Below are 13,674 nucleotides of genomic sequence, written 5' to 3'. Positions count from 1 at the left end.
GGGGTGATGGGTGGCTGGTCGTTGTTTGAGAACTGCACAGTGGACGCGAGCATCTGTGGCCAAGTTTTTAAGGGCGCACGGTGGATGCCTTGGCACCAGGAACCGATGAAGGACGTGGGAGGCCACGATAGTCCCCGGGGAGTCGTCAACCAGGCTTTGATCCGGGGGTTTCCGAATGGGGAAACCCGGCAGTCGTCATGGGCTGTCACCCGCTGCTGAACACATAGGCAGTGTGGAGGGAACGAGGGGAAGTGAAACATCTCAGTACCCTCAGGAAGAGAAAACAACCGTGATTCCGGGAGTAGTGGCGAGCGAAACCGGATGAGGCCAAACCGTATACGTGTGAGACCCGGCAGGGGTTGCGTGTGCGGGGTTGTGGGATCTCTCTTCYRYSGTCTGCCGGCSRYRGGACGAGTCAGAAACCGTTGATGTAGGCGAAGGACATGCGAAAGGTCCGGCGTAGAGGGTAAGACCCCCGTAGTCGAAACGTCAGCGGCTCGTTTGAGAGACACCCAAGTAGCACGGGGCCCGAGAAATCCCGTGTGAATCTGGCGGGACCACCCGCTAAGCCTAAATATTCCCTGGTGACCGATAGCGGATAGTACCGTGAGGGAATGGTGAAAAGTACCGCGGGAGCGGAGTGAAATAGTACCTGAAACCGTGTGCCTACAAGCCGTGGGAGCGTCGGAWMWSWGCTTGCWSWKWTCTCGTGACTGCGTGCCTTTTGAAGAATGAGCCTGCGAGTTTGCGGTGTGTTGCGAGGTTAACCCGGGTGGGGTAGCCGTAGCGAAAGCGAGTCCGAACAGGGCGRYTTTAGTAGCACGCTCAAGACCCGAAGCGGAGTGATCTAGCCATGGGCAGGTTGAAGCGGAGGTAAGACTTCGTGGAGGACCGAACCCACCAGGGTTGAAAACCTGGGGGATGACCTGTGGTTAGGGGTGAAAGGCCAATCAAACTCCGTGATAGCTGGTTCTCCCCGAAATGCATTTAGGTGCAGCGTCGTGTGTTTCTTGCCGGAGGTAGAGCACTGGATAGGCGATGGGCCCTACCGGGTTACTGACCTTAGCCAAACTCCGAATGCCGGTAAGTGAGAGCGCGGCAGTGAGACTGTGGGGGATAAGCTCCATGGTCGAGAGGGAAACAGCCCAGAGCATCGACTAAGGCCCCTAAGCGTACGCTAAGTGGGAAAGGATGTGGAGTCGCAGAGACAACCAGGAGGTTGGCTTAGAAGCAGCCACCCTTGAAAGAGTGCGTAATAGCTCACTGGTCTAGTGATTCCGCGCCGACAATGTAGCGGGGCTCAAGCGTACCGCCGAAGTCGTGTCATTSMWRYAAYASGSCCAACGSCKNYWKKGATGGGTAGGGGAGCGTCGTGTGCCGGGTGAAGCYGCGCCGGAAGGCAGTGGTGGACGGTTCACGAGTGAGAATGCAGGCATGAGTAGCGATTCACACGTGAGAAACGTGTGCGCCGATTGACTAAGGGTTCCTGGGTCAAGCTGATCTGCCCAGGGTAAGTCGGGACCTAAGGCGAGGCCGACAGGCGTAGTCGATGGATAACCGGTTGATATTCCGGTACCCGCTGTGAAGCGTCAAACATCGAACCHRKYRATGCTAAGKCCGTGAAGCCGYYCCGGASCCTTCGGGGMAAGGRRAGTGGTGGAGCCGMYGRMCCARRSTKGYAGTAGGTGAGTGATGGGGTGACGCAGGAAGGTAGTCCAGCCCGGGCGGTGGTTGTCCCGGGGTAAGGGTGTAGSMCGWSAKGTAGGCAAATCCGCCWSWCAYWKAGKSTGAGACCTGATGCCGAGCCGATTGTGGTGAAGTGGATGATCCTATGCTGTCGAGAAAAGCCTCTAGCGAGTTTCATGGCGGCCCGTACCCTAAACCGACTCAGGTGGTCAGGTAGAGAATACCGAGGCGTTCGGGTGAACTATGGTTAAGGAACTCGGCAAAATGCCCCCGTAACTTCGGGAGAAGGGGGGCCAYVHYTGGTGAGRRSACTTGCTSYYCGAGCTGGGGGTGGCCGCAGAGACCAGCGAGAAGCGACTGTTTACTAAAAACACAGGTCCGTGCGAAGCCGTAAGGCGATGTATACGGACTGACGCCTGCCCGGTGCTGGAACGTTAAGGGGACCGGTTAGTCAVKMTTCGKSKTGGCGAAGCTGAGAACTTAAGCGCCAGTAAACGGCGGTGGTAACTATAACCATCCTAAGGTAGCGAAATTCCTTGTCGGGTAAGTTCCGACCTGCACGAATGGCGTAACGACTTCTCGACTGTCTCAACCATAGGCCCGGTGAAATTGCACTACGAGTAAAGATGCTCGTTTCGCGCAGCAGGACGGAAAGACCCCGGGACCTTTACTACAGTTTGATATTGGTGTTCGGTTCGGCTTGTGTAGGATAGGTGGGAGACTGTGAAGCTTGGACGCCAGTTCAGGTGGAGTCGTCGTTGAAATACCACTCTGGTCGTGCTGGATGTCTAACCTGGGTCCGTGATCCGGATCAGGGACAGTGTCTGATGGGTAGTTTAACTGGGGCGGTTGCCTCCTAAAGGGTAACGGAGGCGCCCAAAGGTTCCCTCAGCCTGGTTGGCAATCAGGTGTTGAGTGTAAGTGCACAAGGGAGCTTGACTGTGAGACCGACGGGTCGAGCAGGGACGAAAGTCGGGACTAGTGATCCGGCGGTGGCTTGTGGAAGCGCCGTCGCTCAACGGATAAAAGGTACCCCGGGGATAACAGGCTGATCTTCCCCAAGAGTCCATATCGACGGGATGGTTTGGCACCTCGATGTCGGCTCGTCGCATCCTGGGGCTGGAGTCGGTCCCAAGGGTTGGGCTGTTCGCCCATTAAAGCGGTACGCGAGCTGGGTTTAGAACGTCGTGAGACAGTTCGGTCCCTATCCGCTGTGCGCGTAGGAGTCTTGAGAAGGGCTGTCCCTAGTACGAGAGGACCGGGACGGACGAACCTCTGGTGTGCCAGTTGTTCTGCCAAGGGCATGGCTGGTTGGCTACGTTCGGGAGGGATAACCGCTGAAAGCATCTAAGCGGGAAGCCTGCTTCGAGATGAGGACTCCCACCCACTTGATGGGGTAAGGCTCCCAGTAGACGACTGGGTTGATAGGCCGGATCTGGAAGCACGGTAACGTGTGGAGGTGACCGGTACTAATAGGCCGAGGGCTTGTCCTCAGTTGCTCGCGTCCACTGTGTTGGTTCTGAAACCACGAACAGCCCCACGCCCGTGTCAGGGCGTGGTGCGGCTGAAACAGTTTCATAGTGTTTCGGTGGTCATAGCGTGAGGGAAACGCCCGGTTACATTCCGAACCCGGAAGCTAAGCCTCACAGCGCCGATGGTACTGCAGGGGGGACCCTGTGGGAGAGTAGGACACCGCCGAACTCCTTTTAGAGCTCTGGCTCTTGGGCACACAGCCCAAGGGCCAGAGCTTTTTTGCGTTGAGGTAGGGTCAGGGGGCATCGTTGGCTCATTTTCTACGGAGGCCCCCGGGTGGAGGTCCAGGAGACCCGCGTTCAGACGGATCGGGTTCTCACCATCCCGAACATCCTCAGCATGGCGCGTCTCGCCGGCGTGCCGCTCTTCCTGTGGTTGATCCTCAGGCCCGAGTTCGGTGGCCCGCAGAGCGACGGCTGGGCCCTGCTGGTGCTGGCCCTGAGCGGCATCAGCGACTATCTCGACGGCAAGCTGGCGCGACGCTGGAACCAGATCAGCAGCCTCGGCCGGCTCCTGGACCCGGCCGCCGACCGGCTTTACATTCTCTCGACTCTGGTGGGTCTCACCTGGCGCGAGATTCTGCCGCTCTGGTTGACGGCTGCACTTCTCGCGCGGGAACTCGTCCTGCTGGTGATGGTGGGCATCCTCAGGCGGCACGGCTATCCGCCGCCCCAGGTGAACTTCCTGGGGAAGGCGGCTACCTTCAACCTGATGTACGCGTTCCCGTTGCTGCTGCTCAGTGACGGAAGCGGATGGCTGGCGTCACTCGCTGCCATTTTCGGATGGGCGTTCGCAGGGTGGGGTACAACCCTGTATTGGTGGGCAGGAGTTCTCTACGTGGTACAGGTCCGCCGTCTCCTTCGCGCGGACGCCATGGCCGACTGAGCTCGCCCCTTGCGCGGCAGTAGTGGCTCGATGGCCCGCTGCGGGAAAGTGCGGGACAATCAAGACGGGTGAAGTCGGCTAGACCGTCGTCTCTTCTAGGAGGACGCTTCCGACATGAAGGCCGTCGTGATGGCCGGAGGCGAAGGCACACGCCTTCGCCCCATGACCTCAAGCATGCCCAAGCCGCTCCTGCCGGTGGTGAACCGGCCGATCATGGAGCACGTGCTGAGGCTGCTCAAAAGGCATGGGCTCAACGAGACCGTCGTAACTGTCCAGTTCCTGGCGTCCCTGGTCAAGAACTACTTCGGTGATGGTGAAGAGCTCGGAATGGAGCTCAGCTATGCAAATGAGGAGAAGCCGCTCGGTACTGCCGGAAGCGTGAAGAACGCCGAGGAGGCGCTGAAGGACGACGCCTTCCTCGTCATCTCCGGCGACGCGCTGACCGACTTCGACCTCACCGAGCTGATCAACTTCCACAAGGAAAAAGGCGCGATGGTCACCGTCTGTCTGACGCGTGTGCCCAATCCGCTGGAATTCGGCATCACCATCGTCGACGAAGAGGGCAAGGTCGAGCGTTTCCTGGAGAAGCCGACCTGGGGTCAGGTCTTCTCGGACACCGTGAACACGGGCATCTATGTGATGGAACCCGAGGTCTTCAACTATGTGGAGGCCGATGTTCCCGTCGACTGGTCCGGTGATGTGTTCCCCCAGCTCATGAAGGAGGGGAAGCCGATCTACGGCTTCGTCGCCGAGGGCTACTGGGAGGACGTCGGTACGCACGAGAGCTATGTGAAGGCCCAGGCCGACGTGCTCGAGCGCAAGGTCGACGTGGAGATCGACGGCTTCGAGATCTCGCCGGGCGTGTGGGTGGCCGAGGGCGCCGAAGTGCACCCCGACGCCGTACTGCGCGGTCCGCTGTACATCGGTGACTACGCGAAGGTGGAGGCCGGCACCGAAATCCGTGAGCACACCGTCGTCGGCTCCAATGTGGTCGTGAAGAGCGGGGCCTTCCTGCACAAGGCCGTGGTGCACGACAACGTGTATGTCGGGCAGCACAGCAATCTGCGGGGCTGTGTCGTCGGAAAGAACACCGACATCATGCGGGCGGCGCGGATCGAGGACGGCGCGGTCATTGGCGACGAATGCCTGATCGGCGAAGAGTCGATCGTGCAGGGCAATGTGCGGGTGTATCCGTTCAAGACGATCGAGGCCGGCGCGTTCGTCAACACCTCGGTGATCTGGGAGTCCCGGAGCCAGGCGCATCTCTTCGGCGCCCGCGGGGTGTCCGGGATCCTGAACGTCGAGATCACGCCGGAACTGGCCGTGCGGCTGGCCGGCGCCTACGCGACCACGCTCAAGAAGGGGTCCACGGTCACCACGGCCCGCGACCACTCCAGAGGCGCCCGGGCGCTGAAGCGGGCGGTCATCTCCGCCTTGCAGGCCAGCGCCATCGACGTACGGGATCTGGAGAACGTACCCCTGCCCGTGGCGCGGCAGCAGACCGCGCGGGGGAGTGCCGGCGGAATCATGATCCGGACGTCTCCCGGGGTGCCTGACTCCGTGGACATCATGTTCTTCGACGGGCAGGGCGCCGATCTGTCGCAAGGTAGTCAGCGCAAGCTGGACCGGGTCTTCGCGCGGCAGGAGTACCGGCGGGCGTTCCCGGGAGAGATCGGGGACCTGCACTTCCCGGCCAGCGTGTTCGACTCCTACACCGGGTCGCTGCTGCGGAACGTCGACACGACCGGGATCGCCGAGTCCGGGCTGAAGGTCGTGGTCGATGCCTCGAACGGCAGCGCGGGTCTGGTGCTGCCGAGCCTGCTCGGGAAGCTCGGGGTGGACTCGCTGACCGTCAATCCCGGCCTTGACGAGTCCAGGCCGACGGAGACGACCGAGCAGCGGCGGTCCGGGCTGGTGCGGCTCGGGGAGATCGTGGCCTCGTCGCGGGCCGCGTTCGGGGTGCGGTTCGACCCGGTGGGTGAGCGGCTGTCCCTGGTGGACGAGAAGGGCCGGATCATCGAGGACGACCGGGCGCTGCTGGTGCTGCTCGACCTGGTGGCGGCGGAGCGCCGCAGCGGCCGGGTGGCGCTGCCGGTGACGACGACCCGGATCGCCGAGCAGGTGGCGGCGTATCACGGGACGCAGGTCGAGTGGACGACGACCTCGCCGGACGATCTGACGCGGGTCGGGCGGGACGAGTCGACGATCTTCGGCGGTGACGGCAAGGGCGGGTTCATCGTCCCGGAGTTCAGCAGTGTCTTCGACGGCACGGCGGCGTTCGTGCGGCTGATCGGGCTGGTGGCGCGGACACAGCTCACGCTCAGCCAGATCGACGCCCGGATTCCGCGCGCGCACGTCCTCAAGCGGGATCTGGCGACCCCGTGGGCCGTCAAGGGCCTGGTGATGCGGCGGGTCGTCGAGGCGGCCGGAGACCGCTTCGTGGACACCACCGACGGCGTGCGGGTGGTGGAGACGGACGGGCGCTGGGTGATGGTGCTGCCCGACCCGGCCGAGGCCGTCACCCATCTGTGGGCGGAGGGGCCGGACGACGCCTCGGCGCAGGCCCTGCTCGACGAGTGGTCGTCGGTCGTGGACAGCGCCGGACGCTGATTCGCGCCGTACACGCGTGTGCCGGACCGGGCCTGGTCAAGGGGGTCCGTCCGGCACACGGGTGGGGCCGTTCGGAGGTATCGGCCGCGGCGTGCGACGATGTGCGGCATGCCGCAGCAGCCCCCCGTTCGGAGCACACCCGCGCGTGTGCCGCGCCCGGACGCGTCCATGTCGCTGCTCACCAACGTCATGGATCACAGCCTCGACGAGGGTTATGCCGAGGCGGCCGCCCGGAAGCAGGCGGACGGTACCGGTGGCCTGCCCCGGACGGCGCGCGCGAAGCTCGTCCTGGCGGCCGGGCTGGTGCTCGCGGCGCTGGTCGTGACCGTGGGCGCCGCGCAGACGCGCTACGTGGCCCCGGTGGTGGCCAAGGAGCGCGAGGAGCTGATCGACCGCATCGACCGCCAGACCGAGGCGGCCGAGGAGCTGGAGCGCACCGTCGACAAGCTGCGCGACGACGTGAACGCGCGGCAGCGTGAGGCGCTCGAGGAGAGCGGCGACAGCGGCAGTACCGACCTGGTGGCCGTCCTGTCGGGCGCCGTCGCCGTGCACGGGCCCGGTCTCAAGCTGGTCGTGGACGACGCGGCGGAGGCCACTACGGGCGGGGGGACCGATCCGCGCGAGACCTCCGGTTTCTCCGACACGGGGCGGGTCAAGGACCGTGACATGCAGCGGGTGGTCAACGGCCTGTGGGAGTCGGGCGCCGAGGCCATCTCGATCAACGGGCAGCGGCTGACGGCGCTCTCGGCGATCAGGGCCGCGGGTGACGCGATACTGGTGGACAACAAGCCGTTGGTGCCGCCGTACACGGTGCTCGCGGTGGGGGACGGGAAGCGGCTCAGCAGCCGGTTCCAGGACAGTGCCGACGGTGTGTACCTGTCCGTGCTTCAGGACAACTACGGCATCCGGACCGCGATCTCCGTGCAGGAGGACGTCCGGTTGCCGGCCGCGCCGAGTGTGACCGTTCGTACAGCACAGCCGAGAACTGAGAAGGACGCATCGTGATCGCCGTATTGGGCCTCGTCGTGGGGGTCGTGGCGGGCCTGCTGGTCCAGCCCGAGATTCCGGCGGCGGTAGTGCCGTATCTGCCGATCGCCGTGGTGGCGGCCCTGGACGCCGTGTTCGGCGGGCTGCGGGCCATGCTGGACGGGATCTTCGACGACAAGGTCTTCGTGGTGTCGTTCCTGTCCAACGTGGTGGTGGCCGCGCTGATCGTCTTCCTGGGCGACGAGTTGGGCGTGGGGTCGCAACTGTCCACGGGTGTGGTCGTCGTGCTCGGTATCCGGATCTTCTCCAACGCGGCGGCCATTCGCCGCCACGTGTTCCGGGCGTGAGGCCGATGAGCGACCAGGACGCGACGCCCGAGAACAGGCTGCGCAAGGAGCTGCCCGCCGAGGTGCCGGCGGAGATCCCGGCGATCCCGGCGCAGCCCGGCGGTTCCGAGGAGGTGGCCGCGCCCGAGCTGACCGGGCGGCAGCGGCTGGTGAAGGGGTTGTGGCCGCCGCGGGTCAGCCGGGCCCAACTCATCGTGGCGCTGCTGCTGTTCGGACTCGGCTTCGGGCTGGCCGTGCAGGTGGCCTCCAACAGCGACAGCGGGAACGCCCTGCGCGGGGCGCGTCAGGAAGATCTCGTGCGCATCCTCGATGAACTCGACGACCGAAGTCAGCGTCTTGAGGACGAGAAGGCCGGGCTCGAGAAGCAGCGGGACGAGCTGGAGAACAGCTCCGACCAGGCGGAGGAGGCCCGCAGGCAGACGGTCGAGAAGGAGCGGCAACTCGGCATTCTGGCGGGCACGGTGGCCGCCGAGGGGCCCGGTATCACCATGACCATCGAGGACACGAAGGGGACGGTCGAGGCGGACATGCTGCTCGACGCGATCCAGGAGCTGCGCGCGGCCGGTGCGGAGGCGATCCAGGTGAACGGCGTGCGCGTCGTCGCCGGGACGTACCTCTCGGATTCGGGCGAAGGTGTCGGCGTCGACGGGAACAAGATCAACGGGCCCTTTCGTTTCAAGGTCATCGGCAAGCCGCAGGACCTGGAGCCGGCGCTGAACATCCCTGGAGGAGTGGTGCAGACTCTGGAGAAGGAGCAGGCCACCGTGACCGTCGAGCGATCGAGCAAGATCGTCGTGGATGCCTTGCGAGCGGCGAAGCAGCCTGACTACGCTCGGTCGTCCTCGCAGTGAACCGGGGGTGCATGGGGGCCGTCGGGCAGGGGCAAGAGGTTGCGGGGGGTCGACGCACCGATCGGGTGGTGCGTGGTGGAAACTGTCTGGTGGATACGGACGTTGTGAAGGTGTCCGGGTCGACCGGTGTATTCAGTCAGGGTTCGTCCTGCCCCACGGGCGGGTCTGTTTCGGTCAAGGGGAATCGCCCGTGAAGTTGTTTGCGAAGTTGTTCGGCAAGAGTGCGCGAGAAGGCAGCGACAACGCGACCGCTCGCCATCGCGCCCAGCCCGACGCGGAAGGCCAGCGGCCGTTGTTCCGGGACCAGGTGGGTGGTCAGGGCGGCGACATTTCCGGTGGTCAGGGCGCGGCGTCTGTTGACCCTGCCCAGTCCGGCGGCATAGGTTTCGGCCAACCGTCAACCTCAAGCGCGGGTGGAGGGTTTTCTCCTATGTCGGCCCTGGTGTGTTCGAGGTGCGGTAACCGCAACCCGGAGAACAGCCGCTTCTGTTCCAACTGCGGTGCCCCGTTGCGCCCCGGGCTGACGCCCGAGCGTCCGTCGGAGACGACCTCGACCATCTCGATCTCCGGTCTCGAGGCGTACGACGCGGAGGCCACCGGCCAGACGCAGTTGCCGGCGCTCTCCCCGGAGGCGCAGGCCGCGGTCGACGCGCTTCCGCTGGGTTCCGCGCTGCTCGTGGTGCGCCGGGGACCGAACTCGGGCAGCCGCTTCCTGCTGGACGGCGATCTGACCACGGCCGGACGTCATCCGCAGAGCGACATCTTCCTGGACGACGTGACGGTCTCGCGTCGCCATGTGGAGTTCCGGCGCAACCCGGACGGCACGTTCAAGGTCGCGGACGTCGGCAGTCTGAACGGCACGTACGTCAACCGTGAGCGGATCGACGAGGTCCCTCTGGCGAACGGCGACGAGGTGCAGATCGGCAAGTACCGGCTGGTCTTCTACGCGAGCCAGCGGGGTTACTGACCCTCCCCCGGACCTATGTCCGGGGGGAACCGAGGGAAGGTCCATGCTTCGAACACCGAGGGGCGGTGCCGGGTTCGGCACCGCCGCCGCGGACGGTGGGCTGATGAGCATCGGCACCGTGCTGAACGCGCTCCGCGACGAGTTTCCCGAAGTCACCGTCTCCAAGATCCGCTTCCTGGAGTCGGAGGGGCTGGTCGAGCCGCAGCGGACCCCGTCGGGATACCGCAAGTTCAGCGCGGACGACGTCGAGCGCCTCGGACACGTCCTGAGGATGCAGCGGGACCACTATCTGCCGCTCAAGGTGATCCGGGAGCATCTGGACGCCATGGAGCGCGGCGAGGCCGCGGCGCTGCCCACCGTGGGCCGGCAGCGGGACGGCGAGGCGGTCCCGGAGGCGGCCGAGGCGCCCACCGTGGCCCGGATCGGGCGGTCCGAGCTGCTGGCGGCCGCCGGGGTCGACGAGTCCGAGCTGCTGGAGTGGGAGTCCTACGGCCTTCTGGTGCCGCTGGAGGACGGGGCGTACGACGCCGAGGCGGCCACGGTGGCGGCCCTGGTGGCCGAACTGGGGCGGTTCGGGATCGAGCCCCGGCATCTGCGGGTGATGAAGGCCGCGGCGGACCGTGAGGCAGGGCTGGTGGACCAGGTGGTGGCCCCGCTCAAGCGGCACCGCAACCCGCAGACCAGGGCCCACGCGGAGGCCCGTACGAAGGAGCTGGCGGGTCTCACGGTGCGGCTGCACGCGGCGCTGGTGCAGACCGCGCTCCAGGTGAGGCTGCCCTGACCCCGGCGGTTTCGCCCTGGGCGGATCGGTCACCCGTTCCCGGCCCGACTACCCAAACGTCCCGGGCACGGCCTAGGGTTGCTGTGTGAACGAGCTCGATGTCGTAGGTGTCCGGGTCGAAATGCCCTCCAACCAACCGATCGTGCTTCTGCGTGAAGTGGGAGGAGACCGTTACCTCCCCATCTGGATCGGACCGGGGGAGGCGACGGCCATCGCCTTCGCCCAGCAGGGCATGGCTCCCGCGCGACCGCTGACCCACGACCTGTTCAAGGACGTGCTGGAGGCCGTCGGCCAGGAGCTCACCGAGGTGCGTATCACGGACCTGCGGGAGGGCGTGTTCTACGCGGAGCTGGTCTTCGCCAGCGGGGTCGAGGTCAGTGCGCGCCCGTCCGACGCCATAGCTCTGGCGCTGCGCACCGGGACGCCGATCTACGGCAGCGACACGGTGCTGGACGACGCGGGCATCGCGATCCCGGACGAGCAGGAGGACGAGGTGGAGAAGTTCCGCGAGTTCCTCGACCAGATCTCGCCCGAGGACTTCGGCACCAGCAACCAGTAGCCGCACCGGTCGGGGTGGGCGGCCGGCACCGCGGAGCCGCCCCGTTCCCGGCAAATGCCAACGGCGAGTGAGAGCGTCCTGCGGCTACTCCTCAGCGCATTCGGCTAGCCTTTCCCCGCGGTGGGGTACGGGAAACCACTCCTAGGGTGATTATCACTCGGCGTGCCGAGTGTGGCGATCGTTGACGCACCCCTGGTGACTGCCTACCGTCGAGAAGGCAGTTCAAGGACGGAGGTCGGCGTGAGAAGCAGCGGCGACGGTACGGCTGGGGGTGCCCCCGGACTCGGTGTCGGGGGAAGCGGTCCGTACCCGCTTCACGGCAGCGCGGCGGCCGATCACACACCGCAGCGACCGGCGGCCGTGCCGAGCGGCGGAGGGGCGACGTCCATGGCGTCCGAGGAGATCGGCTACCGCGGTCCGACGGCCTGTGCGGCCGCCGGGATCACCTACCGGCAGCTCGACTACTGGGCCCGTACCGGCCTGGTCGAACCGAGCGTGCGACCCGCCCACGGGTCCGGCACACAGCGGCTCTACAGCTTCCGGGACGTCGTCGTCCTGAAGATCGTCAAGCGGTTCCTGGACACCGGGGTGTCCCTCCAGAACATCCGCACCGCCGTCCAGCATCTGCGGGAGCGCGGCTTCCGCGATCTGGAGCGCATGACGCTCATGAGCGACGGCGCCACGGTCTACGAATGCACCTCGCCGGACGAGGTCCACGCCCTGCTCCAGGGCGGCCAGGGCATCTTCGGCATCGCCGTGGGCGTGGTCTGGCGGGACGTCGAGAGCGCCCTGTCGCAACTGCACGGCGAGCGGGTCGACACCGGTGAGACGCTCGTCGGGCACAATCCGGCCGACGAGCTGGCGCGCCGCCGCAACCGGGCGGTCTGAGCCCCTCCTCGGCGGGTGCGTGACGTCTGACGGCGTCATTGTCAGTGGCGTGGTGCAGCATCGGAGATGTGAGAAACGCGCCCACGATCCTGCATCTCGACATGGATGCCTTCTACGCCCAGGCGGAGCAGGCGTCCAAGCCGAGTCTGCGCGGGAAAGCCGTGGTCGTGGGCGGTCTCGGGCCGCGCGGTGTGGTCGCCACCGCCTCCTACGAGGCGCGGGTGTTCGGCGTCCACTCGGCGATGCCGATGGGCCAGGCCCGCCGCCTCGCCCCCAACGCCGCCTATCTCGTGCCCCGCTTCTCCTTCTACCGCTCGATCAGCGAGCAGGTGATGGGGCTGCTGAGGGCCCTGTCGCCGCTGGTGGAGCCGCTGAGCCTGGACGAGGCGTTCGTGGATCTGGAGGCCGGGGAGGCGGCCTGGGACAGCGAGTCCGCGCGGCTGGCCGGGATCCGGCTGCGGGCCGACATCCGGCGCGTCACGGGCCTGACCGGGTCGGTGGGGCTCGCGGCCTCCAAGATGCTCGCCAAGATCGCTTCCGAGGAGGCCAAGCCCGACGGCCTGGTCCTGATCGAACCGGGGACCGAGCGGGCACTGCTGGGGCCCATGTCGGTGCGCACCCTGCCGGGGGTGGGGCCGGCCACCGGCGACCATCTGAGACGGGCCGGGATCACCACGGTCGACGAACTCGCCGAAGCCGGTGAGGACGAGCTGGTGCGGCTGGTCGGCAAGGCACACGGACACGGGCTGTACGCCATGGCGCTGGCCCGTGACGACCGGCCCGTGGTGGCCGAGCGGGAGACCAAGTCGGTGTCCGTCGAGGACACCTACGACGTGGACATCCACGACCGGACCCGGGTGGAGCTGGAGGTGCGGCGGCTGGCGGAGCGGTGCGTGAGCCGACTGCGCGGGGCCGGTCTGTCCGGGCGGACCATCGTGCTGAAGGTGCGGCGCTACGACTTCTCCACGCTCACCCGGTCCGAGACGCTGCGTGGGCCCACGGACGATCCCACGGTGGTGCGGGAGGCGGCGGCACGGCTGCTGGATTCCGTGGACACGACAGGTGGGGTGCGGCTGTTGGGGGTGGGGGTCAGTGGATTGGCGGACTTCACCCAGGAGGACCTGTTCGCGCAGGCCGTGGGGGAGGGGCGGGACGAGGAGCGGGCGGAGGGCGGCGGGGAGGAGACGGTGCCGGCCGCTGCGCCCGTGGTGGAGGAGGCCGTGCCGGCGGCGCACCGGTGGCGTCCGGGGCACGATGTGCGGCACGCCGAGTTCGGGCCCGGGTGGGTGCAGGGGAGCGGGCTGGGGCGGGTCACCGTGCGGTTCGAGACGCCGGAGTCGGAGCCGGGGCGGGTGCGGACGTTCCGGGTCGACGATCCGGAGCTGGAGTCGTCGGATCCGCTGCCGTTGGTGCGAAGACCCGGTGACGGCGCTGCGATCGCGGCGGCGGGGTCGGGAGCCGAGAATCCGGGTGTGAGCGCCGGGAACTCCTGAGAGACACCGCCCGTTACGCAGAGTGACTGGATGGATGGTGTCGGCTGGGGAGTGACGGGGAGTCGCTGTGCTGGAGGAGAGCGGGAG

At 66.2% G+C, this 13,674-nt stretch carries 10 protein-coding genes and 2 rRNA genes; all 12 read left to right on the top strand.

The genetic code is table 11. The features are described from left to right. Positions 1 to 57 precede the first annotated feature (57 nt). The 12 genes from AFM16_RS07150 (at position 58) to AFM16_RS07095 (ending at position 13,587) form a co-directional block, all read left to right on the top strand. Positions 58 to 3,179: ribosomal RNA gene (locus AFM16_RS07150) — 23S ribosomal RNA — on the top strand. A 91-nt stretch (positions 3,180 to 3,270) separates the two neighbouring features. Next, positions 3,271 to 3,387: ribosomal RNA gene (rrf, locus tag AFM16_RS07145) — 5S ribosomal RNA — on the top strand. 108 nt (positions 3,388 to 3,495) lie between these two features. Further along, positions 3,496 to 4,104 (top strand): cardiolipin synthase ClsA, encoded by a 609-nt coding sequence (gene clsA, locus AFM16_RS07140; protein ID WP_078632812.1) that lies wholly within the window; start codon positions 3,496 to 3,498, stop codon positions 4,102 to 4,104. A gap of 114 nt (positions 4,105 to 4,218) precedes the next feature. Continuing rightward, complete coding sequence (locus tag AFM16_RS07135) at positions 4,219 to 6,714, top strand: mannose-1-phosphate guanyltransferase (protein WP_030798522.1); 2,496 nt, start codon at positions 4,219 to 4,221, stop codon at positions 6,712 to 6,714. Positions 6,715 to 6,822: 108 nt separating this feature from the next. Beyond that, positions 6,823 to 7,719, top strand: coding sequence for a DUF881 domain-containing protein (locus AFM16_RS07130; protein ID WP_245177660.1), 897 nt, complete (start codon positions 6,823 to 6,825; stop codon positions 7,717 to 7,719). Next, the gene (locus AFM16_RS07125) at positions 7,716 to 8,048 is read left to right on the top strand and encodes a small basic family protein (RefSeq protein WP_030798533.1); all 333 of its coding nucleotides are present in this window, start codon (positions 7,716 to 7,718) and stop codon (positions 8,046 to 8,048) included. The genes AFM16_RS07130 and AFM16_RS07125 overlap by 4 nt, the downstream gene beginning before the upstream one ends. A 5-nt stretch (positions 8,049 to 8,053) precedes the next feature. Next, the gene (locus tag AFM16_RS07120) at positions 8,054 to 8,899 is read left to right on the top strand and encodes a DUF881 domain-containing protein (protein ID WP_078632810.1); all 846 of its coding nucleotides are present in this window, start codon (positions 8,054 to 8,056) and stop codon (positions 8,897 to 8,899) included. 82 nt (positions 8,900 to 8,981) lie between these two features. After that, entirely contained in the window at positions 8,982 to 9,866 is an 885-nt protein-coding gene (locus AFM16_RS07115; protein ID WP_078636867.1) for a double zinc ribbon and FHA domain-containing protein, read from the top strand. A gap of 43 nt (positions 9,867 to 9,909) precedes the next feature. Further along, a complete protein-coding gene (gene ftsR, locus AFM16_RS07110; RefSeq protein WP_078632809.1) occupies positions 9,910 to 10,647 on the top strand; it encodes a transcriptional regulator FtsR in 738 nt (245 codons plus the stop codon). An 85-nt stretch (positions 10,648 to 10,732) separates the two neighbouring features. Further along, positions 10,733 to 11,206 carry a bifunctional nuclease family protein gene (locus AFM16_RS07105; RefSeq protein WP_004934251.1) on the top strand — a complete coding sequence of 158 codons (474 nt, stop codon included), beginning with the start codon at positions 10,733 to 10,735 and terminating at the stop codon, positions 11,204 to 11,206. A gap of 240 nt (positions 11,207 to 11,446) precedes the next feature. After that, on the top strand, positions 11,447 to 12,094 hold the full coding sequence (locus tag AFM16_RS07100; protein ID WP_078632808.1) for a MerR family transcriptional regulator: 648 nt from the start codon (positions 11,447 to 11,449) through the stop codon (positions 12,092 to 12,094). Positions 12,095 to 12,162: 68 nt separating this feature from the next. Next, complete coding sequence (locus AFM16_RS07095) at positions 12,163 to 13,587, top strand: DNA polymerase IV (protein ID WP_078632807.1); 1,425 nt, start codon at positions 12,163 to 12,165, stop codon at positions 13,585 to 13,587. The last annotated feature ends 87 nt before the right edge of the window (positions 13,588 to 13,674 follow it).

It is taken from the genome of Streptomyces antibioticus, from assembly GCF_002019855.1.
Lineage (GTDB): Bacteria > Actinomycetota > Actinomycetes > Streptomycetales > Streptomycetaceae > Streptomyces > Streptomyces antibioticus_B.
Note: the sequence above shows the minus strand (reverse complement) of the source record. Positions and strands in the feature narration are given on the sequence as shown.

What these genes read in the sequence shown, in the direction of transcription:
- AFM16_RS07135 (WP_030798522.1), top strand. Translation starts at nt 4,219, where the DNA reads ATGAAGGCCGTCGTGATGGCCGGAGGCGAAGGCACACGCCTTCGCCCC.
- AFM16_RS07130 (WP_245177660.1), top strand. Translation starts at nt 6,823, where the DNA reads ATGCCGCAGCAGCCCCCCGTTCGGAGCACACCCGCGCGTGTGCCGCGC.
- AFM16_RS07120 (WP_078632810.1), top strand. Translation starts at nt 8,054, where the DNA reads ATGAGCGACCAGGACGCGACGCCCGAGAACAGGCTGCGCAAGGAGCTG.
- ftsR (WP_078632809.1), top strand. Translation starts at nt 9,910, where the DNA reads ATGCTTCGAACACCGAGGGGCGGTGCCGGGTTCGGCACCGCCGCCGCG.